Below are 22,958 nucleotides of genomic sequence, written 5' to 3' on the forward strand. Positions count from 1 at the left end.
TGGGATTTGGAATTTTTCTTTTTACAACGTTTCGAAAATTCACGACGGACGATCTTTGTCAAAGTTTAATTTTTTGACAAAGATTTAAAACAACAGATTTACGTTCAATTAAAAGTTTTATCATTAAATTTGATTTCTAACTAAAACCAAATCACTAAAATTAGTTTCAAATTACAACTCTTATGAAAATCAACTCCCTTTTAATTGAAATCGACGGTATCGACAAAGAAATTCTTCGTTACTTAATGGACGATGCCCGAAAACCAATTTTGCAAATCGCCAACAAAATAGGAATTTCAGGAGCCGCAATTCATCAGCGTTTAAAAAAACTGGAACAATCCGGAGTAATTTCAGGATCAAAATTTACAGTAAACCCAAAAGTTCTTGGTTATAACACAATGGCGTTTATTGGTGTTTATCTCGACAAAGCTTCCCGAAACTCTGAAGCCGTAAAAGATTTAAAGAAAATCCCAGAAGTTCTGGAATGTCATTATACCACAGGAAACTGGTCTGTTTTGATTAAAATCATTTGTCGTGACAACGAACATCTTATGCAACTTTTAAACACTAAAATTCAAGCCATAGAAGGTGTTTCCAGAACTGAAACCTTTATTTCGTTAGATCAACAAATTGACAGACAAATTCAACTTTAGAAATTAGATAATTTGGTAATTTGATAATTAGATAATTTTCTAAAAATTCATCAGTGATAAACCCGACAGGTTTTTAAAACCTGTCGGGTTTGCCTAAATACTGCATAATTGGATAATTTTAAAATCTATAAAAAACAAAACCCGACAGGTTTTAAAAACCTGTCGGGTTTGCTATAAATTATCTAATTTTCTGATTGACTAATTGCAAAATTATCTAATTGGCACATTAAAAATTAATTCCTTCTTCCGCCCATATAAATAGACACATAGTACAACAACGTTGCGATCGATCCAATTGCAGCTACAACATAAGTTCTTGCAGCCCATTTTAAAGCATCTTTTGCACCAGCTTGTTCTTGTTGCGTTAACATACGTTTGTTTTCTAACCAAGCCAAAGCACGATTACTCGCATCATATTCTACAGGCAAAGTAATAATCGAAAATAAAGTTGTCGCTGCAAAAATGATGATTCCGATTAACAATAGTTGCGGAAAAGTTCTAATCATTAAAATTCCCGCCAATAAAATCCATTGCATATAAGTTGAAGCAATATTTACAATTGGCACTAATTTCGATCGCATTGTCAACCATTCATATCCGATAGAATGCTGAACAGCATGACCACATTCGTGCGCTGCAACTGCTGCCGCAGCAACACTTCGATTATTATATACTGCTTCGCTTAGATTTACCGTTTTATCCGTTGGATTATAATGATCTGTCAATTGTCCCGGAGTTGAAATCACTCTAACATCACGAATACCATTATCAGCCAACATTTTTTCGGCGATTTCAGCACCGCTCATTCCGTTTTGCAAATGCAGTTTTGAATATAATTCAAATTTACTTTTTAGTCTCGAACTCACTAACCAGCTAAATAGCATAATAAGTCCTGCAAGAATTAAATACCCCATTCCCATATCTTTATATTTTTAATTGTTATTTACTTTAATAATCCAAAAGACGTTTAAAAACAAGCCTTTAACGTCTTTTAGAGAAATAGCAATTTACGAACCATTTTTCTAAAATGCCAAAATGACATTCAATTTTAGATATTAATTAAGAACTTCGGATGAAAACTGTGAGCAAAAAAAAATCCAAATCCCAACAAACGCTGAAATTTGGAATTTATCCTAAAATTTAAAATTCAGAATAGCTTATAACAATTGATTATTTACTTCTTCAAATTTTGAAATTAAATCATTCAACTTGGATTGTTGTTTTTTAATTTGTTTTGGACGAATATAAAACCAATTAAAAACTATCCAAAGCAACGTTATTCCGTAAGTAAAAAAAGCCCAGAAAATCGTCATTCTAACGGTATATTCATACATATACAAACCAATACCAACTCCGAGTAAAAGAAAATACAAACTCAACATTGTAGATTGCATAAATTGTTGCTTCTTTTTAATTAAAATCAGTTTCTGTAAATATTCCTGATTGGTTTGAGCAGTAACAATATTTTTATAAGTTGAAACTAATCGGTTATAAAAAGCCAAATAAATAACCATTGCCAAGATCGTTAAAACGATTCCGATTTTTGTCGAAATAAATTCCGGCTGACAAGTATACCAAACAAAAATAATGAAGGCACAAGTTGCAAAAAGCAAAATATTGGTGATCCATAAAGTACGCAAACCAGCTTTTTTAAATTGCTTTAATCTTGCCAGTAAATCTTCCATATTGGGCTGACTTACGGTTTGCTTTTTCCATAAATCCTTAAAGTCTATATTGTTATTGTGGTCCATTGTCTTTAAATTTTTGAGTCAATTTTTCTTTTATTCTGTGAATCTTCACTCGGGTATTAGCTTCCGAAAGCCCGACAATTTTAGCAATTTCAGCTTGTTTGATATCTTCAAGTTCAAGCGAAATAATAATACGTTCCGTTTCCGGTAATTCGGCAATACATTTATACAAAAACTGAATTTGCGGTTCTATTGATTGCTGCTTTTCTTCGGTGAGATTGATTGGCAAATCTGATTTAAGAAAGCGCTTTTCTTTTTCAATCTGTCGCAAACAATTGTTAGACGCGATTCTAAAAATCCAGGTTCCAATACTAGATTCATTCCTAAAAGTGTCCAGCTTTCGCCAAACAATAACAAAGGTTTCCTGAGCCAAATCCTGTGCGATATCATAATCGTTCACAAAACCCATACAAAGCCTGAATATTCTATCCCAATACGTTTTATAGATCTCTTCAAATACCATCTTTAAAATTTTACAAAATTGCTTAATTGCTCTAAATACCATTCTGTATCGTCGTACATAATAAAGTGTAATCCTTTATTTGCATATTGAAATTTTGCGGTTTTTAGATTTTTATATTGCTCTTCAATTGCAGGTTTTAAATTTATAAAATAAGATTCTAATAAAATTAATGACGGACATTTTACAGTCGCAATTTTATCTCTTAGATCTGTATTCGAAAAATCGCAATACATTTCGGCAAATGTTTTTCTATCAGATTTTACACTCCAATCAACAAGCATTTCAAGTTTTGAAGTATCTGCCAAAAGTCTTGGCGCCATCTTTTTCTGCATATCATAAAACTGAGTATCGCTCATTGCCGTCATCTGAGTTACCATTGGCGAACAATCATTATTTTCTTTTGCTTCAAAAGAAGGATCCATCAGTGCGCTTAAACATGGTAATGCATCTACAACAATAATTTTACTAATCAAATCCGGATAATCTGCAGCAATTGCCAATGCTAATCCGCCGCCCATACTGTGACCGATTACAATTGGTTTTTCAATTTTATTATCTTTTATATAATTGGCAATTTCGTTTTCCCAATTTTTGAATGTTGCGTTTCCTTGTGGTTTTACTCCGGCAAAACCTGCCATTGTAAGTGTATAACAAGTATAATCTTTTTCGAAGTTAACTTTTGTTTCTTTCCAAACATCTCCGGAAGAAGCAAATCCGGGAATGAATACAATAGCTTTTTTTCCTTTTCCGGTTTTAGTAACCTCAAACGGATATTGTTTTGTTTGTGCAAATACATTTAAACATAATGCTGAAAATAATAAGGCGATAACCAAGATGATATACTTTTTCATTTTTAATAGTTTTAAGTTGTTAAATGATTTAATTCGCCTTTTGGATACGAGCGCTTTTAAAATGTTACAACTAAAATGAAAAAATTAATAAAAAAGTTTAAAACCTCAGGAGTTATGGATGTTTTTTAACCGCAAAGTGCGCGAAGATTTACGCAAAGTACGCAAGGTTTTCCTCAACATTGTCATTGCGAGGAACGAAGCAACCACACTACAATAAGACACAAAGCTTGATCCAACAAGTGAGATTGCTTCGTTCCTCGCAAAGACACAAAATGAGGTAATTATAAAAAAAATTCCAAACCCCAATCGTAAAATTGGAATTTGGATTTTTAAATATTGGAATTTTAAAATTATTAACCTACCAGGTTAATGATTTTACCAGGAACAATAATTACTTTATTTGGTGTTTTACCATCTAATTGTTTTTGTGTTCTTTCGTCTTTCATGATGATTTCTTCGATTTGTTCTTTGGTTAAATCCAAAGGCAATTCGATTGTGAAACGCATTTTTCCGTTGAAAGAAACTGGATATTCTTTATTGGTTTCAACCAAATGTTTAGCTTCAAAAATCGGGAAAGGAACTTCAGAAATAGAAGTTGTGTTTCCTAATTGCGACCATAATTCCTCAGCAATATGTGGCGCGTAAGGCGAAACCAAAATTGCTAAAGGTTCTAAGATTGCTCTTGAATGACAATTTTGAGTTGACAATTCATTCACACAAATCATAAATTGAGAAACTGATGTATTAAAAGAGAAACTCTCAATATCTTCAGCTACTTTTTTGATCGTTTTGTGTAATGATTTTAAGTTGTCTTTTGTTGGTTCGTCGTTATTTACAATTAAACCGTTATTTTCATCAAAATACAATCTCCATAATTTTTTCAAGAAACCAAATACTCCAGAAATTCCAGCAGTATTCCAAGGTTTAGCTTGTTCCAATGGTCCTAAAAACATTTCGTACAAACGTAATGTATCAGCTCCATATTCATTACAAATATCATCTGGAGTAACTACGTTATAATATGATTTCGACATTTTTTCGACTTCACGACCTACAACATACTTTCCGTTTTCATCTAAAATAAATTCTGCAGTATTAAAATCTTCTCTCCAAGCTTTGAATTTTTCGATATTTAATTCATCTGAAGAATTCACAAAATGAACATCAACGCGAATTGGCTGTACATTTTGACCTTCAATTTTATTTTTAGATACAAAAGTATTCGTTCCTTCCAATCTGTAAACATAAGCTGTCGTTCCCAAAATCATTCCCTGATTAATCAGTTTTTTGAATGGTTCTTCAGTTGGAGCAAAACCTTTGTCTTTTAAGAATTTATTCCAAAAACGAGAATACAATAAATGTCCGGTTGCATGTTCGCTTCCTCCAATATACAAATCAACGCTTTCCCAATATGCTAAAGCTTCTTTGCTTGCAAATTCGTTTTCGTTATGTGCATCCATGTAACGCATCCAATACCATGAACTTCCCGCCCAACCTGGCATTGTGTTCAATTCTAATGGAAAAATCGTTGCATGATCTACTAAATCTGTATTGACAACTTTATTATTTTTTGTGTCCCAAGCCCAAACAGCTGCGTTTCCTAACGGAGGCAAACCATCTTCGGTTGGTAAATATTTCTCTACTTCAGGCAAGATAATTGGCAAATGCTGCGCATCAATCATCTTTGGCAAACCATTTACATAATAAACCGGAAAAGGTTCTCCCCAATAACGCTGACGAGAAAAAACAGCATCGCGCAAGCGGTAATTTATTTTTCCGCTTCCTTGTCCTATTTTCTCTAAAGCCGTAATTGCAGCCTGAGTTGCTTCTTTATAATTTAATCCGTTTAAGAAATCAGAATTTGCGATTTCGACATTATCTTTAGAACCATAAGCTGCTTCAGAAATATCAACGTTTGCAAAAATATTCTTGATTTCCTGCATTCCTTTTTCGGCTTTAAAGAAATTAGCAAAAGCATAATCTCTTTCGTCTCCACAAGGAACCGCCATTACAGCACCAGTTCCATAACCTGCCAAAACGTAATCTCCAATCCAAACCGGAATTGCTTCTTTTGTAAAAGGATGTTCTGCATAAGCTCCGGTAAATACTCCCGAAATAGTTTTTACATCGGCCATACGCTCACGCTCTGAACGTTTTGCTGTTTTTTCGATATAAGCTTCAACTGCTTCTTTTTGTTCCGGAGTTGTAATTTTAGCAACCAAATCATGCTCTGGCGCCAAAGTCATAAAAGTTACGCCATAGATTGTATCAGGACGAGTTGTGAAAACTTCGATTACTTCATCATGATCTTTCACATTAAATTTCACTAAAGCACCAACAGATTTTCCAATCCAGTTTCTTTGTGATTCTTTTATAGATTCGCTCCAGTCGATATCATTTAAACCTTGCAACAAACGTTCTGCATAAGCAGAAATTCGCATGCTCCATTGTGTCATTTTTTTACGAATAACAGGATATCCACCTCGCTCAGAAACTCCGTTTACAATTTCGTCATTTGCCAAAACAGTTCCTAAACCAGGACACCAGTTTACTTCTGTTTCTGCCAAATAAGTCATTCTGTATTGCAAAAGGATTTTCTCTTTTTGATCTTCAGAATAAGAATTCCATTCAGCTGCAGTAAAAATTGCAACATTATCGTCGCAAACTGCTTCAACTAACTCGTTTCCTTCTCCTTCAAAAACTTTTACAAGCTCTGAAATTTCAAAAGCCTGTCCTTGTTTTTTGCAATACCAGGAATTAAATAATTGGATAAAAATCCATTGTGTATGTTTGTAATAATCAGGATTTGAAGTTCTCACTTCGCGGCTCCAATCAAATGAAAAACCAATTTTATCTAATTGCTTTCTATATCCGGCAATTTGTTTTCCTTCTTTATCAACTCCACCGTCAATATTTACGCGTGTTGTATCTTCAGGACGTTGCCCGGTTTGTATTGCATATTGTTCAGCAGGCAATCCAAAACTGTCGTATCCCATTGGGTGCAAAACATTGAATCCCTGATGTCTTTTGAAACGAGAATATACATCTGAAGCAATATAACCCAGCGGATGCCCAACGTGAAGTCCTGCTCCTGACGGATAAGGAAACATGTCTAAAACATAATGCTTCGGTTTTTCAGAATTATTACTTGCAGCAAAAGTTTGGTTTTCAGCCCAATATTTTTGCCATTTCTCTTCGATTTCGTTTGGATTGTATTTCATTTCTAAGGTTCAAAGGTTCAGAGTGACAAAGGTTCAAAGGTTTATCACCGAATTAAGTTTGCAAATTTACATTTATTACAGATTGTACCAAAGCTATTTCGTTGACAAACAAATAAAATAACAAAATACTTATTTTTAATTAAGTAAAAATACTTATATTTGTATTTTAATACGTAGGCGAAATGTTCTTTCGATTTTAAACAATCACGATAATGAAAGAATATTTTTACGTAAAAATAGCTATTTTTACATGTTCATAAACAGAATCAAATGAGTAATACTAAAAAATATTCAATTGAAGTTCGCCTTTGGATTGAAGAAACTGAAGGTCCATTTTTAGGAATTGGAAAAATCTGGTTGCTCGAAAATATTCGGAAAACGGGATCTATTACAAACGCTGCAAAAGAAATGAAAATGGCTTACAGACAAGCCTGGCAATTAGTTGAAGAAATGAATCAACGCGCCGAAAGTCCTTTGGTAGAAAAATTACTTGGCGGAAAAGGCGGCGGCGGCGCAAAACTGACAGAAGCCGGAGAAAAAGCAATAACCATTTTCTATGAAGTCGAAAAACGCATTAAAGATTTTGCTTTAAAAGAAACCCAGAATTTGAAATTTTAAAAAGATTAAGTTTTGCAAAGATTTATTTTAATTATGAATCTATTAATGCATGATTTTAGTCATATTTTATATTTAAAAATTACGTTTGTTTTGTGAAATAGAAATGGATATTTTTTATTTCCGAAAGAAAAAGAATCAAAAAGCAGTATTCCCAAAAAAACACATTGATTTTCTTTATAAAATAAATTAACCAAAAACCAACCTTTTAACCATCAGTATTCATTTTAAAACATACTGAAAAAATTTATTCTAATTATGAAGTTACAACTTTACATATTACTGCTTTTTATAAGTTTTAAAAGCTTTTCTCAAGCAAAAGATTCTATAAAAGATCCCGATAACATTAAAAAAGAAGAATTAAATGAAGTCGTAATTACAGCTTCACGCAGATCCGAAAAAATAATGCGTTCTCCTATAAGTATCGAGCAATTAAAATCGGCGGAAGCCAAAAAAATGGGTTCGCCAAGTATTTATGAAGCGCTTGAAAATGTAAAAGGAGTTCAGATTATAACACCAAGTTTGGGTTTTAAAGTGATTAATACGAGAGGTTTTGCTAACTCAACAAACGTTCGTTTTGCACAATTGGTTGACGGAATTGATAATCAGGCGCCACATTTGGGCGCTCCAATTGCCAACGCACTTGGCGCAAATGATCTCGATATTGACAAAATAGAAATTATTCCGGGAACTGCGGCGGCTTTGTACGGAATGAACGCCATTAATGGTTTGGCAAATATTCAGACCAAAAATCCTTTTGAATATCAAGGTATCAGTATTCAGCAATTGACTGGCGTAAATCATATTGGAAATATTGATCGGTTTTCACCGAAATTATATTCGCAATTTAATTTGCGTATTGCAAAAGCTTTCAATGAAAAATTAGCTTTCAAAATAAATGCTTCAGCTACCGGAGGAACAGATTGGGTTGCAGATGACAGAACTGATTTGGCTCCAAATGCAAATGCTTCAACCAATTTATATGGAGCAAATAATCCGGCTTACGACGAAGTGAATGGTTATGGAAATGAATCGGCAAACAGAAAAACCCTGAACTTAAACGGTAAAAATTATGTTGTTGCCAGAACTGGTTATCGCGAAACTGATATTTCTGATTATGATATTAAAAACTACAAGGCTGACGTTGGGTTTTATTTCCGACCAAAACAAGGAAACGAATTAGCAGTAACTTATAAAACGGCCTTAATCAATACGATTTATCAACGTTCAAATCGTTTTAGATTAGACAATTATACTTTAAATCAATTTGCGGTTGATTATCATACGCCAATTTTCCAGGTAAAAGCTTATGCAACAACCGAAAATACCGGAGATTCATACAACATGCGTTCATTGGCAGAAAATATGGATCGCGCTTATAAATCTGACGATAAATGGTTTGCAGATTATTCAACAGCTTATAAAAACGCCATTACAAATGGAGCTTCTGTAGCTGATGCACACAAAATTGCCAGAACATCATCTGATCAAGGAAGATTTCAGCCTGGAACTCCTGCTTATGAAGAAAAGAAAAACGAATTGGTCAATATAAACAATTGGGATATTGGCGCCGCTTTACGCGTAAAATCGACTTTGGTTCACGGCGAAGGATTAATTAATTGGGACAAAGCTTTCTCTTCTTTTTTCGAAAAAATAGAAACAAAATTATTGAGTGGTTTTGATTACAGAAACTACATTATTGTTCCTGACGGAAACTATTTTATCAATCCTGTAAGTGCTTCTAAAAACTTAACGTATCAAAAAACAGGCGCTTTTACACAGTTAACTAAAGATTTCTTTCAGGAAAAATTACGTTTAGGAGCCACAATAAGAATGGACAAATCGGATTATTTTGATGTGAAATTTACTCCGCAATTTACAGCGGTTTATTCGCCAAAAGAAACTATTAGCTTGAGAGCGTCTTATCAAAACGGATATCGTTTTCCGAGTATTTTCGAAGGCTTTTCAAATGTAAATAGCGGCGGCGTTAAACGTGTTGGCGGATTACGAATTATGTCCGATGGTATTTTTGAAAACTCTTATACCAAAGCTTCGATCGATAAATTTCAGTCGCAGGTAAATAGCGATGTAAATACTCTTGGAATAACTCAGGCGCAAGCCATTGAAAAGAATAAAAATACGATTCAAAAAAATCCGTACACTTATCTGCAACCGGAATTTGTAAAATCTTTCGAATTTGGTTTTAAAGCAATTACATTAAATAAAAATCTTTTTATCGATGCTGATTTTTATTACAACTCTTATAAAAATTTCATTGCTCAAGTCGAAGCCAGTATTCCAAATACAACAGATCCTGATAAGATTCCGACAGCTTTATATTCAAAAAACACGCAAAATAGATATCGTTTATGGACTAATTCTAAAAGTAAAATTTATAATTACGGAGGAAGTTTAGGTTTGAAATATCGAATCGACGAAACTTTCACAGCGCTAACAAATTTAACGTACACCAAACTTGACAGAACTGACGATAAAGATGGCTTAGAAGACGGTTTTAATACTCCCGAATTTAATGTAAACGGAACTTTAATTGCTCAAAATATCTGGCGAAATCTTGGCGCAAGTGCAACAGCACGATATCAGACTAATTTTGATTATGTATCTTTTTTGGTTTCAGGAACTGTTCCTGCTTATTGGTCAATGGATGCGCAGGTAAATTATAATTTTAGAAAAACGGGTTTGACAACTAAATTAGGAGGAACCAATATTCTAAACAAACCTTATACTTCAATACTTGGCGGACCATCAATTGGCGGATTATATTATTTATCTTTAGTTTGGGAATCTAAGAAAATCTAAAAAAACAAACCTTCTTCATATGAAAACAAAAAACTATTTCTTCGTTCTCTTCATTGCATTTACTTGTGTAATGTGTAATTCTTCAAAAAAAGAAGATAAAATTATTATCGAAAAAACTACTTCTACAGAAAAAGAACATCATCACGCACTTTCTGCCGCTGATAGTCTAAAGCTTGTAAATCATGAAATCGAAGTAAAAGGCGATGTTGAATTTCCGCTACATTTAACGGTTGATTCTTTGCAAAAAATGAAAGTTGCCACAATTTCAAATTTCAAAATAATTGGAAAAGATGGTTCTGTAAAAAAAGACGATAAAATTTGTAAAGGTGTTCTATTGAAAGATATTTTAGAGAAAGCCAAAATCAAACAAAACGGTCATAAAGATCGAAATTTCTATATTGTCGCAAGAGCTTCAGACGATTATAAAGCGACATTTTCGTGGGCAGAAATTTTCAATAATCCAACCGGAGAAAACACTTATGTTCTTTTTGAAGAAAACGGAAAACCGGTTAAAAATGGAGAAATGATTTTGATTTGTAAAAACGATATTAAAACTGGGCCACGTCATGTTTATTGGCTCAAAACTATTGAAGTTTATAAGGTCAAATAGCTTTTTTTAAGATACAAAGGTTCAAAGCAACATAGGCTCAAAGACTTTGTGTTTAAAAATTTTAACCGCAAAGCACGCAAAGTTTTTTTTTGCTGTGGATTACAATTAGTAAACACAAAGTTCGCAAAGCTTTATCAACAAAAAGCTTTGCGAACTTTGCGTTAGTATAAAACAATCTATAAAAAAATCTTTGCGTGCTTTGCGGTTAAATCAAATTTCAAAGCTCAAAATCGCAAAAGTTCAAAGCTACAAAGGGTTTTAATGTTGATTCTTTTGATCTTTAATTGTACATTTATGGGATAAAAGTTCGTTATTAACTTTAAATAAAGAAATACTTTATTATTTTTACCACATAATTTAAGCAAACTATGAGTTCTAACTTTGATAAATTTCAAAAGCGCAGGTTAATTTCCTCTTATTTTTCGGTTGTATTAAGTGTTTTCTTGGTTTTATTCCTTTTGGGAGTACTAGGATTATTCATTATCAATTCTAAAAAATTGGCAAATGATTTTAAAGAAAAAATCGCAATGACGGTTTTCTTTAAAAATGAAGCCAATGATAGTGTGATAAAAGCATTCAACACTGAATTAAAAAGGGCGCCTTTTGCAAGATCTTATGCTTATGTTTCTAAAGAAAAAGCTGCAAAAGAGCACACAGATATCATTGGAGAAGATTTCTTAACCTTTTTGGGAGAAAATCCATTATTGAATTCATATGACATTCACTTAAAAGCTGATTATGTTGAAAGAGATAGTATTTCGAAAATCGAAAGCACTCTGAGACAAAACACCATGATTGAAGATATTGTTTATGACAAACAATTGGTAAATCTGGTAAACGACAACATCAAAAAAGTAAGTATGTGGATTTTGATTATAAGCGGTTTCCTTGCGATAATTGCGGTTTTATTAATCAATAGTTCATTACGTTTATCAATTCACTCCAATCGTTTTATCATTAAAACCATGCAAATGGTTGGCGCAACAAAATCGTTTATCCGTAAACCTTTTGTAATGCGTAGCGTAAAATTAGGAATGTTAGGTGCCGGATTAGCTATCATCGCTTTAATTGCACTTTTACTTTATGTAGAATCAAATTTCCCGGGATTAGGAATCTTAGAAGATAAAGCATTAATTGGATTGGTATTATTAGCTGTATTTGGTTTAGGTGTTTTAATTACCTGGGTAAGTACACACTTTGCAACACAACGTTTCTTGAATTTAAGAACTGACGATTTATACTAATTTCAGATTTTAGATTAAAATATAAACTCATATAAAATAGAGGATAAGATCGCTTCGTTCCTCGCAATGACAAAATGAAAAACAATACTAATACTACAGAACAACCGCAAAAACAAGAATTCCTTTTTGACGGTATCAACTACAAAATTCTTTTAATTGGAATTGGAGTTATCGCCTTAGGTTTCATCCTAATGTCTGGCGGAGGAAGCGATAATCCGAATGTTTTTAATGAAGATGTTTTTAGTTTTAGACGTATTCGTTTAGCTCCAACAACTGTTTTGATTGGTTTTGGAATCACTATTTATTCTATTTTCAAAAAATCTAAATAGACTTTCTTTAGACTGCTTAGACAACTTAGATCTTTAGATTATTAGATTAATCTCTTTAAAAAAGTCTGACATTTAAGAAGTTTAATTAATCTAACAATCTAAATTAAATGAATACATTACAAGCTATCATTCTAGCCATTATTGAAGGAATTACAGAATTTTTACCTGTTTCTTCAACTGGTCACATGGTTATTGCGTCTTCCTTTATGGGAATTGCAAAAGACGATTTTACAAAACTTTTCGAAATAGTGATTCAATTGGCAGCAATTTTATCTGTTGTCGTTATCTATTGGAAAAAATTCTTTGACTTTAGCAGAATACAATTTTACATCAAATTAATTATTGCCGTTATTCCAGCTTTAATTATTGGTGGGCTTTTCAAAAAACATATTGAAGCAATGTTAGAAACGCCTATTTTTATTGCAGTTATACTTTTACTAGGTGGAGTTATTTTGATTTTTGTAGATAAATGGTTTACGAATCCGACTATAAATGATGACGTAGAAATAAGCAATAAAAAAGCTTTTTTAATTGGCTGCTATCAAACACTAGCCGTTATTTTTCCAGGATTAAGCCGAAGTGCTGCAACAATAATTGGTGGAATGCAACAAGGATTAACCCGAAAAACAGCAGCAGAATTTTCATTTTTCCTAGCTGTTCCAACGATGATGGCTGCAACCGTAAAAAGCATTTATGATGTTTATAAAGATTCCCCAGAAGTTTTAAGTACAGATAATTTAGGAATATTAGCTATCGGAAACATTGTTGCTTTTATAGTAGCTTACGCGTCAATAAAATTTTTCATTGGATTTCTAACTAAAAATGGCTTTAAATTTTTCGGATATTATCGTATAATTCTTGGTATTGCATTATTGATAATTCACTTTTTCATACACCCTTTATCAGTAAGCTAATGACACCTGAAGAATATTTAGAAGGACAAGTTTTATTGATTGACAAACCTTTAAAATGGAGTTCGTTTCAAGCTGTCAATAAATTAAAATACCTTTTGATTAATAAAGTTGGACTTCCAAAAAAGTTCAAAATTGGTCACGCCGGAACTTTAGATCCTTTGGCAACCGGATTATTATTGATTTGTACAGGAAAATTTACCAAAAGAATTTCGGAACTTCAAGGTCAAGCCAAAGAATATACGGGAACTTTTTATATTGGAGCCACTACTCCATCTTATGATTTGGAAACTGAAATCGATGAGACTTTTCCAACTTCTCATATTGATGAAGCTTTAATTCACGAAACGGTAAAACAATTTCTAGGCGAAATTGATCAAAAACCACCTATTTTTTCTGCGATTAAAAAAGATGGCGTTCGTTTATACGAACATGCCCGCGCAGGAGAAACGGTAGAAATTGCAAGCAGAAAAACAACCATACACGAATTTGAAATTACCCGAATTGCATTACCCGAAATTGATTTTAGAGTAGTTTGCAGTAAAGGAACTTATATTCGCTCTCTGGCTTTTGATTTTGGAAAAGCGATGAATTCAGGTTCGCACTTAACGGTTTTACGCCGAACTAAAATTGGCGATTATGACGTAAAAAATGCAATTGATATTACTTTATTTGAAGAAAGTCTGAATCTGAAATAAAAAAACAAAAGCACATTACAAAATAAGACAATAGTATAATGTGCTCACTTCTTAACTAAAGTACAGTTATTCCACGCTTGACCCTTTTGGAATTAATAGTGAGGTATGTTTTTTCCGCCAAACAATAAACCTGAAATAAAATCGTAAAACTTGTCGAATAACTTTTTCATGATAGTGTATTTTTAATTGTTAGATATTAAATAAACACCAATAAAAAGAGCAAGTCAAATAGTAAATAGTAGAAGTGGGATTATATCAGCAAGTTACAAAATATTTATCCCACAGAAAAACATTTTAATACATTTTTTACTGTCAAAATACTTATTTTCAGTCAATTGCCCGAAAAATATAGCGTTTCAACGATTTTTTTTCTATAAATTATAATCGATTATATTTGATATTCTCCATTATTTCAACCAATTCTTTCTGAACAGAAACTCCTTTATCTGCCAAATACCATAATTGTAAGTCGGTTTTGATTTTTTCGTCAATAACTCCAAACTCTTTTTTATAGTTTGTGATTAATTCAGTTGCGCCTTTTGGTCTTGGTCCCCAATCTGCACGAACAATTCCGGCTTCTTTACAAATTACGATAAGTTTTGGTATCGCTCTTCCGCCATTCGTTAGATAATGATTCATTAAATCGTCATTCTGATCGCGAAGTACAATTCTAAGATCTATCTTTTTATTCGATTCATGCGCCATTTTCTCAATAATAGGTAATATTTGAGCAGCGTCGCCACACCAACCTTCAGATATTACGAGCCAAATGTAATGGTTGTCTAAGTTTTGTAGTTTTGAAATTACTTCTTCAGAAATCTTGATTGTTTTTTCTAACCGATTCATTCTGACTTCATTCAGGCTTGTATAATGCGTTAAACTTTCAGATTGTTCGCTTCCTGTTGATTTTCCTTCAGACAATAAATCAGTAACTAATTTTCTATATTCTGCATAAGAATAACTGTGGAATAATGCTTTGGCTACAATACTTTTCATACCTGTTTCGTTTTGAATATGATAAATTTACAAATTAAAAGTAAACGCAAGAATGACATTTATCAGATTCAACTGAAATAAATTACAAAAGCTTTATTTCCTTAAAAAGAAAAGAGCAATTAATTTTTTGTAAACATTATTTTTAAAAATCAGAATATGTCTATATTTGCACAAATTAACGCAACACAAACATGAAATATAAAAGAATTCTTCTAAAACTTAGCGGCGAAGCCTTAATGGGTGATTTACAATACGGAATTGACCCTAAAAGATTAGCCGAATATGCTGAAGAAATTAAGCAAATTCACAGTAAAGGAGTAGAAATTGCTATTGTTATTGGAGGAGGAAATATTTTTAGAGGCGTTGCAGGTGCAAGCGCAGGTATGGATAGAGTACAAGGCGATTATATGGGAATGCTTGCAACCGTAATTAACGGAATGGCTTTACAAGGCGCACTTGAAGACAGAGGAATGAAAACGCGTTTACAAACTGCTTTGAAAATGGAATCTATTGCAGAACCATATATTAAAAGAAGAGCAGATCGTCACCTTGAAAAAGGAAGAATCGTAATTTTTGGAGCCGGAACCGGAAATCCATATTTCACAACTGATACTGCAGCGGTTTTAAGAGGAATCGAAATCAATGCTGATGTAATCCTAAAAGGAACTCGTGTTGATGGTGTTTACGATTGTGATCCGGAGAAAAATGCTTCGGCAGTAAAATTTGATTTCATTTCGTTTGACGATGTTCTTAAAAAAGGACTTAACGTAATGGATACAACTGCTTTCACTCTAAGCCAGGAAAACAAATTGCCAATCGTTGTTTTTGATATGAACAAAATTGGTAACCTTTTGAAAATCTGTGAAGGCGAAAACATAGGAACAGTAGTTAACGTATAAACTGCTTTGATTGTTAGATTTCTATAAATTTTGACAATCATTTTACATTCAAAAAAAAAACAAAAAAACATATTAGTTAGTAAATTAGAGGAATCATTTTTTAAAAACGAATCGTCTAAAAATCTAAAAATCTAAAAAAAATGACTGAAGAAATAGAATTTATATTAGATAGTACAGAAGAATCAATGAATGGTTCTATTGCGCATTTAGAGAAAGAATTCCTTAATATTCGTGCAGGAAAAGCTTCTCCGGCAATGTTAGGAAGTGTTTTTGTAGATTACTACGGTTCTGCAACACCACTTTCGCAAGTGTCAAAAATTAGCGTTCCTGATGCAAGAACAATTACTTTACAGCCTTTTGAAAAAAATATGCTGCAGGTTATTGAAAAAGCAATTATGATTGCAAACATTGGTTTTAACCCAATGAATAATGGTGATGTAATTATCATCAGCGTTCCGCCTTTGACAGAAGAACGTCGTAGAGATCTTGCTAAACAAGCAAAATCTGAGGCTGAAGATGCAAAAATTGGTGTTCGTAACGTACGTAAAGATGCAAATACTGACATTAAAAAATTAGAAAAAGAAGGAACTTCAGAAGATATCTGTAAATCTGCAGAAGAAGAAGTTCAGAACTTAACGAATACTTATATCAAAAAAATTGACGAATTGTTAGCAGCAAAAGAAGCTGAAATCATGAAAGTATAATTTTTGTAACAACAAATTAAAAATCCGTTTGGTTAAAATACTACCAGACGGATTTTTTTATTCTTATTTTTGCATACCAAAAATGCATTGTTTTCGTTTTTGAATCTATAATCTCCTTTATGAAACTATTTTGTTTTTTGACTTTGTTCTTCACGCTTAGCATTCAGGCGCAATTTCAAATAAACGGAATTGTAACAGATTCCAACAACAAGCCTCTTCCTTTTGCTACAATTACAACTTCAGACAACATTAACACAATTACAGATGTTGATGGAAAATTTGATTTTAAAATAGCCGAAAAAACAACCACTTTTGCTGTTTCATACATTGGTTTTCAAACTAAAATCATTGCCATTATAGCAAACAAAAAATTTTATGCCATCTCGCTTTCGCAAAAAACAGATGATTTAAAAGAAGTTGTTGTTTCTAATGAAAATCCTGCTTTGACCATTATAAAAAAGGTTATCGCCAATAAAAACAAAAACAATCCGCAAAAAAGGCTCAATAGTTTTGAATATAAAACCTATAACAAACTTATTGTAACTGCCAATCCGGATTCTATCGATGGCAGAATTGATTCTTCTGCAGCTTATAAAGATTTAAATAAAAAAGAAATCAACATCGATTCATCCGATTATAAGTTTAAAGAAATTATAAGCAAACAGCATTTATTTCAAACCGAAAAAGTTTCTCAATATCAATTTGGAGATCATAAACTCAAAGAAACTGTTCTGGGAACCAAAATTGCAGGTTTTAAACAGCCTATTTATGAAATCATAGCATTCAATTTGCAATCAATTTCTATTTATGATTCGAAATATGAATTGTTTGAAACCAAATACGAAAACCCGATTTCGAACAGCGCAACTTCAAATTACAATTATAAATTACTGGATACGGTAAACATAAAAGGTCGCGAGACTTATATGATTTACTTTAAAAACAAACAAAAAAGAAGATCATCAGGTTTAGAAGGTGTTTTGTATATCGATCAGGAAAATTTTGCTGTCGCCAAAGCTGTAATGCGAATAAAAGGCGTTCTGGACATTAGCGGAATTCATGAATTTGAATATGTTCCAGAAGAAAAAATCTGGTTTCAAAGCAACACGACTTTCAAAATCGTAAAAGGAAAGAATGATGATGATATTAAAATTTTAGGCGGAACTATTCAGTTTGATGGTGACGTTGAAGATAATTTTGAACCGAGAAAAAAATCGGCTTCTGATTTTACCTATTTACTTTCTGAAAGTAATAATTTCGACATTCATTACAACACAACCAATCCTATAAAAAATCCGGCGCTTTATATCGAAATAAAGGACGATGCGAGCAAAAAACCGGAAGAATTCTGGAATACTTATCGAAAAGAAAGTTTGGACTTAAAAAGCCAAAAAACATACTTATTATTAGACAGTCTTTCTGTTAAGAAAAGAATCGAAAAACGTTTAGGTCTCGGACGAAAAATTATCAACGGTTATTTCCCAATTGGACCTGTTGATTTGGATTTGAAAAAAATAATCAGTTATAATAATTACGAAGGTTTTCGTCTTGGTTTAGGCGGAATCACGAATGATCGTTTTTCTAAAAATTTCAGAATCGAAGGATATTCGGCTTACGGAACCAAAGATGGCGAAGTTAAATACAGTATAGGTTCCGGAGTTTTACTTGACAAAAGTACCAATACCTGGATAAACGGATCGTATACAGATGATGTTCGGGAGATTGCGAGTACCGTTTTTGCAGTTGATAAACGTGTCTTTAAAATTTACGATCCACGACCAATCAACATTAGTACTTTTTACCAATACAGTAGCTGGAAAGCGAATGTTCAGACTAAAATTATTCCGAAAACCGAAGCTATTTTAGAATTATCCCGAACTTTTGTTCAGCCCGAATTTGATTATCTTTTTAATCTAAACGGAAAATTATACTCCAACTATATCATGACTACGGCAATGGTTTCGATAGTTTGGGCGCCTTTTAGTGATTTCATGCAAACACCAACCGGAAGAAATGAATCTGAAAAAAGATTTCCTAGATTTACTTTTCAGTACACACAATCACTGCCAAATGTTCTGGAAAACGATTTTAACTTTGGCAAAATAGATTTCAAAACGGAGTATGAAAAAAAATATCTAAACGGTCAAAAAACCAGTTTACTTCTTCAAGGAGGTTACGCAATGGGCGATGTTCCAATTACGCACTTGTACAACACAATGCCGAATAACCTTACCAAAGAAACCGTTATTCAGCGTATTACTTTTGCAGGTAGAAACAGTTTTGAAACCATGTATTTTAATGAGTTTTTCTCAAGCCAATATATATTTTTCCAAATCAAACATGGCTTTGACCGAATTACAATATTCAAAAAAGTACGTCCATCTTTAGTTTTAGTAACCAGAATGGCGTGGGGAAATATGGAAAATCCGCAACAACATGTTGGACCAACGTACAAAACCCTAGACAAAGGTTTCTTTGAATCCGGAATTGAATTAAACAAGATTTTTAAAGGTTTTGGTCTCGGCGGATTTTATCGCTATGGTCCAAATCAACTCTTAAAATTTGAAGATAATATTGCTGTCAAAATATCTTATGTTCTTGATTTAGGATTGTAGTATAAAAATAACCTTTGTCAAAGTTTAAAACTTTGACAAAGGTGAAAATCTAAAGAATCTTGCTAGCTTTTTGTAACTTCTTTTTTATCATTAAGTTGAACTTCAGTCTCCATATTACCTCTTATCAAGATTACAGAACTTGGTTTTCCGTTACTGAAATTGATTTTCAATAAGTTTGGATAATCTACAATTCTAAATAATCCGTTTTTAAGATACACCAACTCATTATCATTTTTCCCTTTAAAATGTTCCAATAACATCGATTCAACATAAAGGCGATTATTCTTTTCTACGATTTTAGTTTCTACTCCTTGTCCATAAAGAAAATCATCATAAGTCCCAATTAATTTTTCTTTTAGACTTGCAGGGATTTCCTGAATTTCCTCATTAGATATCTTATTATTCCAGTCCATTAAAGTCAAAAGCTTTCTTTGAGTGCTTGCCATTACAGGAAAACGATTCGGTTTTTCGCCATTGGTTAAAAACGCAAAACCGTTTCCGTCTGTCATCGTAGCAAAAATGCTTCCTCCAACTCCTGTATTTGAACCATTGCATATAAACCATTCGTAATTATTGTAACCAAAAGACTTTTGCCATCCGTAACTCCATCCGCCAACAGCATCTTTTAAGGCCGTTACTTCTGTTACTTTTTTTGCAACATCATAAGAAATCACTTTATTGTTTTTATTGCGCAAAGCATTTTGCATTTCAATAGCAATCTTAGCCAAATCAGTTGGCGTAGACCACATTCCTGATGGCCCAACTTGTGGCGTGATTGGCAAACCTGTTCTAATAACCTTTTCGTTTTCATCGTGAACAAGCGCTACATTTGTTGGAAATCCTTTTTCATTTGGCTGTATCATTGTAGTATTTTTTAAACCAAGAGGTGAAAAAATATACTGTTTTACTAATTCCTGGATAGGCTTCTTAAAAGTATCTTCTAATGCCATTTGAACAATCACATAACCTCCACCACTATATGACCAACCTGTTCCTGGCGTGAACAAAAATTCAATTTCTTTATCATAACGCGGAATTTGCCCTAAAAGGCTTTGTTTTATTGTTGGGATTGTATCACCTTCGTAGTAATCTGCAAATCCGCCTTGAGTTGTACCAGCCGTATGATTAAGAAATTGTCTCCAGGTTGGACTATTGTTTTCGGTAAATTTACTCTTTGGCAAATGCCAGCGTTTTAAATAACCACCTATCGGATCACCTAAATTAAGCAATCCTTTTTCTTCAAGTATAAAACAAAGAAGCGCAGTTATTGGTTTTGAAATAGAAGCTGTAGAAAAAGCAGTATTCTTGTCTATTTTCTCTTTTGAATCTATTGATTTAACACCAAATTGGTTTGAATAGACTATTTCGTAGTTTTCAAAAACAACAAGACTAAATCCAGCAAGTTTGTATTTTTCTAGTTGCTTATCAATATTTAAACTGTCCGTTAGAAAGCTATAATCTCTTTCTTTTGATACTGTTTTTTTGTTTGTCTGAGCACTTGCAACGGTTACTATAAGAAGTAATAAATAAATAGTGGTTTTCATCGTATCGTAATTTTTAGGTTAAAAATTTATTTCGATACAAAGATGTGGGAGAAACGAAACCTGTGCGACCGAATAAACTTAGTCGAACGCATTTGTCTTGAAAAATAAGTATGAATAATTAGAACTACGAGTACGAGTAATTACAAAATGTTGATTTTAAGCACTTTTTCGATAAACAGTTGGAGTATCTCCGGTATGTTTTTTAAAAGCAGTATTAAAAGAAGATTTCGAATTAAAACCTACTTCGTATAAAATTTCTAAAACTGTCATCTTACTTTTTGTAGAATCTTTTAAAATTTCCATAGCTTCTTCGATACGATACGTATTCACAAAATCATAAAAATGTTGCTGTAGTTTATGATTAATTAAAAGCGATAAATCACGAACAGGAATTTGGATAGTTGCAGAAACATCCTGAATTGTTAAAGAAGGATCTAGAAATGGTTTTTCTTCGGCCATATATTGCTGCAATTTCAACAACTCTTCAGAATATTCTTTTTCATTTACAGTTGATTCCTCTTTATTTTTTTCTTCTAAAACAATATCCGAAACCAGTTTTAATTTTGAATCAATACTTCGAAATAAACCAGGATTATTTAATGCTTTAAATAAGTACCAACAAACTATAAATAGCTGAAATACCAAAAGACCAATTTTTATCCATTCAGAAATATAAGGATAATCAGAGAACTTGAAAACATTTTTTAAAAGAGCAACGGAATACAAAATAGTTAGCACAACTGTAAACTGAAACAACCAATTATAAGAACTAATACTTGTACCTGCACAATTTTCGAGATATAGTTTCTTAGCTTTTCTTAAAACCATAAAAACAGCAATGATATAGGCAATTAGCTGAACATGTATAAGAATATGATTGAACTGAATCTCAACCATACTTTGATAATTCTTAATAAAATTAATTTTAGAAGCTTCATCTACGGCATAAAAACGAGGTATCATAATTGCATTTGCAATTACAAACGGAAGCAAATGCAATAAGTGTTTTGGCTTAAGCTTAAAATCCGAATAACAAACAGATAATACATATAGATAAAAAACAGGAATTTGCAAGAAAGCAAACAAACCTCTTATCATTCCAAAATTAGAAGGTTTATCAATTATTAAATCAAATAAAGTTTGACTGGTATCTATTGCGCATAATATTAAAAAAGCAGCAAAAAGATAATTACTTATCTTATGCTTTGTCTTAACTGCAAACAAAAAAAATGCAAGAAATAATGATATAAACAAGGAAACTACAGTTACAATAACCAATAAATCAATCTTAACATTCATTATATTCTTTTGGTATTATTTAGGGTTTACAAATAACTATGACGTTCTTAAATACAAAACAAAGATGCGATCGTCTATTCAAAAATAACAAAATATTCGTTGGTTATACAATTGTATTTGAAGGTTTAAATAAATTTGATTTCTTTATTTAAAAAAAACAATCGGACATAAAAAAAGCCTATAAATAAAAATCCCCAAACAGAAAGTTGATCTGTTTGGGGATTTTTTGTTGAAAATGTTTGTGGAGAATACCGGATTCGAACCGGTCACCCTCCCGATGCATCGGGATACTCTAGCCTTTTGTCTCGATTAGATTTTCAATATATTTTCTGCTTTTCATTTTTTTGATTTTCAATTCCCGTTGACAAGCTTCGCTTCGAGTAAGAAAAGTTTCGAAATATTTTAATTCCCAATCTTTTGCTACTTTAGTATATTTACTTCTGCTATTCAAATGATCTTGTAAACGTTGTTCAATATCTTGACATGAACCAACATAGTATTTATTAATCGTATTTGAGTACAAAATATAAGTAAAAAACATAGGTGTTATAAATTAAAATACCCAAACAGAAATTGATCTGTTTGGGTATTTTTTTGTTGAAAATATTTGTGGAGAATACCGGATTCGAACCGGTCACCCCTTGCCTGCCAGGCAAGTACTCTAGCCAAATGAGCTAATCCCCCTTTTTTATGACTTTAGAATTTGCATTCGAACCGTTACCTTCCCGATTGCATCGG

The 22,958-nt window shown here is 32.5% G+C and carries 20 protein-coding genes and 1 tRNA gene; 11 read left to right on the forward strand and 10 right to left on the reverse strand.

Annotation, left to right across the window (positions count from 1 at the left end; translation table 11 throughout):
* The first annotated feature begins 182 nt into the window (after positions 1-182).
* On the forward strand, positions 183-653 hold the full coding sequence (locus WN975_RS17115) for an Lrp/AsnC ligand binding domain-containing protein (protein WP_007811264.1): 471 nt from the start codon (positions 183-185) through the stop codon (positions 651-653).
* Positions 654-886: 233 nt separating this feature from the next.
* On the opposite strand, the gene WN975_RS17120 is transcribed toward WN975_RS17115, so the two are convergent.
* The 5 genes from WN975_RS17120 to leuS form a co-directional block, all read right to left on the reverse strand.
* Complete coding sequence (locus WN975_RS17120) at positions 887-1,573, reverse strand: zinc metallopeptidase (protein WP_337967563.1); 687 nt, start codon at positions 1,571-1,573, stop codon at positions 887-889.
* Between the two features lie 237 nt (positions 1,574-1,810).
* Positions 1,811-2,404 carry a hypothetical protein gene (locus WN975_RS17125; protein ID WP_337967564.1) on the reverse strand — a complete coding sequence of 198 codons (594 nt, stop codon included), beginning with the start codon at positions 2,402-2,404 and terminating at the stop codon, positions 1,811-1,813.
* Positions 2,391-2,864 carry an RNA polymerase sigma factor gene (locus tag WN975_RS17130; protein WP_337967565.1) on the reverse strand — a complete coding sequence of 158 codons (474 nt, stop codon included), beginning with the start codon at positions 2,862-2,864 and terminating at the stop codon, positions 2,391-2,393. The genes WN975_RS17125 and WN975_RS17130 overlap by 14 nt, the downstream gene beginning before the upstream one ends.
* A 2-nt stretch (positions 2,865-2,866) precedes the next feature.
* A complete protein-coding gene (locus tag WN975_RS17135; RefSeq protein WP_337967566.1) occupies positions 2,867-3,715 on the reverse strand; it encodes an alpha/beta hydrolase in 849 nt (282 codons plus the stop codon).
* A 353-nt stretch (positions 3,716-4,068) separates the two neighbouring features.
* Complete coding sequence (leuS, locus tag WN975_RS17140; protein ID WP_337967567.1) at positions 4,069-6,936, reverse strand: leucine--tRNA ligase; 2,868 nt, start codon at positions 6,934-6,936, stop codon at positions 4,069-4,071.
* A gap of 270 nt (positions 6,937-7,206) precedes the next feature.
* Between leuS and WN975_RS17145 the strand changes: the two genes are divergently transcribed.
* The 7 genes from WN975_RS17145 to truB all read left to right on the forward strand — a co-directional run bounded on the left by WN975_RS17145 (position 7,207) and on the right by truB (position 14,163).
* Positions 7,207-7,554, forward strand: a complete 348-nt coding sequence (locus WN975_RS17145; RefSeq protein ID WP_337967568.1) for a LysR family transcriptional regulator — start codon at positions 7,207-7,209, stop codon at positions 7,552-7,554.
* 255 nt (positions 7,555-7,809) lie between these two features.
* On the forward strand, positions 7,810-10,371 hold the full coding sequence (locus tag WN975_RS17150; RefSeq protein ID WP_337967569.1) for a TonB-dependent receptor: 2,562 nt from the start codon (positions 7,810-7,812) through the stop codon (positions 10,369-10,371).
* Positions 10,372-10,390: 19 nt separating this feature from the next.
* Positions 10,391-10,981: a molybdopterin-dependent oxidoreductase gene (locus WN975_RS17155; protein ID WP_337967570.1), complete on the forward strand. Its 591-nt coding sequence runs from the start codon at positions 10,391-10,393 to the stop codon at positions 10,979-10,981.
* Between the two features lie 368 nt (positions 10,982-11,349).
* Positions 11,350-12,225 carry a permease-like cell division protein FtsX gene (locus WN975_RS17160; RefSeq protein ID WP_099709724.1) on the forward strand — a complete coding sequence of 292 codons (876 nt, stop codon included), beginning with the start codon at positions 11,350-11,352 and terminating at the stop codon, positions 12,223-12,225.
* 74 nt (positions 12,226-12,299) lie between these two features.
* Positions 12,300-12,554: a DUF3098 domain-containing protein gene (locus WN975_RS17165; protein ID WP_121328675.1), complete on the forward strand. Its 255-nt coding sequence runs from the start codon at positions 12,300-12,302 to the stop codon at positions 12,552-12,554.
* A 107-nt stretch (positions 12,555-12,661) separates the two neighbouring features.
* Positions 12,662-13,468, forward strand: a complete 807-nt coding sequence (locus WN975_RS17170) for an undecaprenyl-diphosphate phosphatase (protein ID WP_337967571.1) — start codon at positions 12,662-12,664, stop codon at positions 13,466-13,468.
* Complete coding sequence (truB, locus tag WN975_RS17175; protein WP_121328673.1) at positions 13,468-14,163, forward strand: tRNA pseudouridine(55) synthase TruB; 696 nt, start codon at positions 13,468-13,470, stop codon at positions 14,161-14,163. Before WN975_RS17170 ends, truB begins: the two co-directional genes overlap by 1 nt.
* A gap of 378 nt (positions 14,164-14,541) precedes the next feature.
* Here truB and WN975_RS17180 read toward each other — a convergent pair whose 3' ends face one another.
* The gene (locus WN975_RS17180) at positions 14,542-15,159 is read right to left on the reverse strand and encodes a thioredoxin family protein (RefSeq protein WP_337967572.1); all 618 of its coding nucleotides are present in this window, start codon (positions 15,157-15,159) and stop codon (positions 14,542-14,544) included.
* Between the two features lie 191 nt (positions 15,160-15,350).
* Between WN975_RS17180 and pyrH the strand changes: the two genes are divergently transcribed.
* The 3 genes from pyrH (at position 15,351) to WN975_RS17195 (ending at position 19,377) form a co-directional block, all read left to right on the forward strand.
* Entirely contained in the window at positions 15,351-16,058 is a 708-nt protein-coding gene (pyrH, locus tag WN975_RS17185) for a UMP kinase (protein ID WP_099709729.1), read from the forward strand.
* Positions 16,059-16,198: 140 nt separating this feature from the next.
* A complete protein-coding gene (gene frr, locus WN975_RS17190; protein ID WP_099709730.1) occupies positions 16,199-16,762 on the forward strand; it encodes a ribosome recycling factor in 564 nt (187 codons plus the stop codon).
* 119 nt (positions 16,763-16,881) lie between these two features.
* Entirely contained in the window at positions 16,882-19,377 is a 2,496-nt protein-coding gene (locus WN975_RS17195; RefSeq protein WP_337967573.1) for a DUF5686 family protein, read from the forward strand.
* A 62-nt stretch (positions 19,378-19,439) separates the two neighbouring features.
* Here WN975_RS17195 and WN975_RS17200 read toward each other — a convergent pair whose 3' ends face one another.
* The 4 genes from WN975_RS17200 to WN975_RS17215 all read right to left on the reverse strand — a co-directional run bounded on the left by WN975_RS17200 (position 19,440) and on the right by WN975_RS17215 (position 22,904).
* On the reverse strand, positions 19,440-20,921 hold the full coding sequence (locus WN975_RS17200) for a serine hydrolase domain-containing protein (protein ID WP_337967574.1): 1,482 nt from the start codon (positions 20,919-20,921) through the stop codon (positions 19,440-19,442).
* 156 nt (positions 20,922-21,077) lie between these two features.
* Positions 21,078-22,220: a helix-turn-helix domain-containing protein gene (locus WN975_RS17205; protein WP_337967575.1), complete on the reverse strand. Its 1,143-nt coding sequence runs from the start codon at positions 22,218-22,220 to the stop codon at positions 21,078-21,080.
* A gap of 292 nt (positions 22,221-22,512) precedes the next feature.
* Complete coding sequence (locus WN975_RS17210; protein WP_337967576.1) at positions 22,513-22,761, reverse strand: GIY-YIG nuclease family protein; 249 nt, start codon at positions 22,759-22,761, stop codon at positions 22,513-22,515.
* A gap of 69 nt (positions 22,762-22,830) precedes the next feature.
* Positions 22,831-22,904: transfer RNA gene (locus WN975_RS17215), tRNA-Ala, on the reverse strand.
* Positions 22,905-22,958: the final 54 nt, after the last annotated feature.

This window comes from uncultured Flavobacterium sp., from assembly GCF_951805225.1.
Lineage (GTDB): Bacteria > Bacteroidota > Bacteroidia > Flavobacteriales > Flavobacteriaceae > Flavobacterium.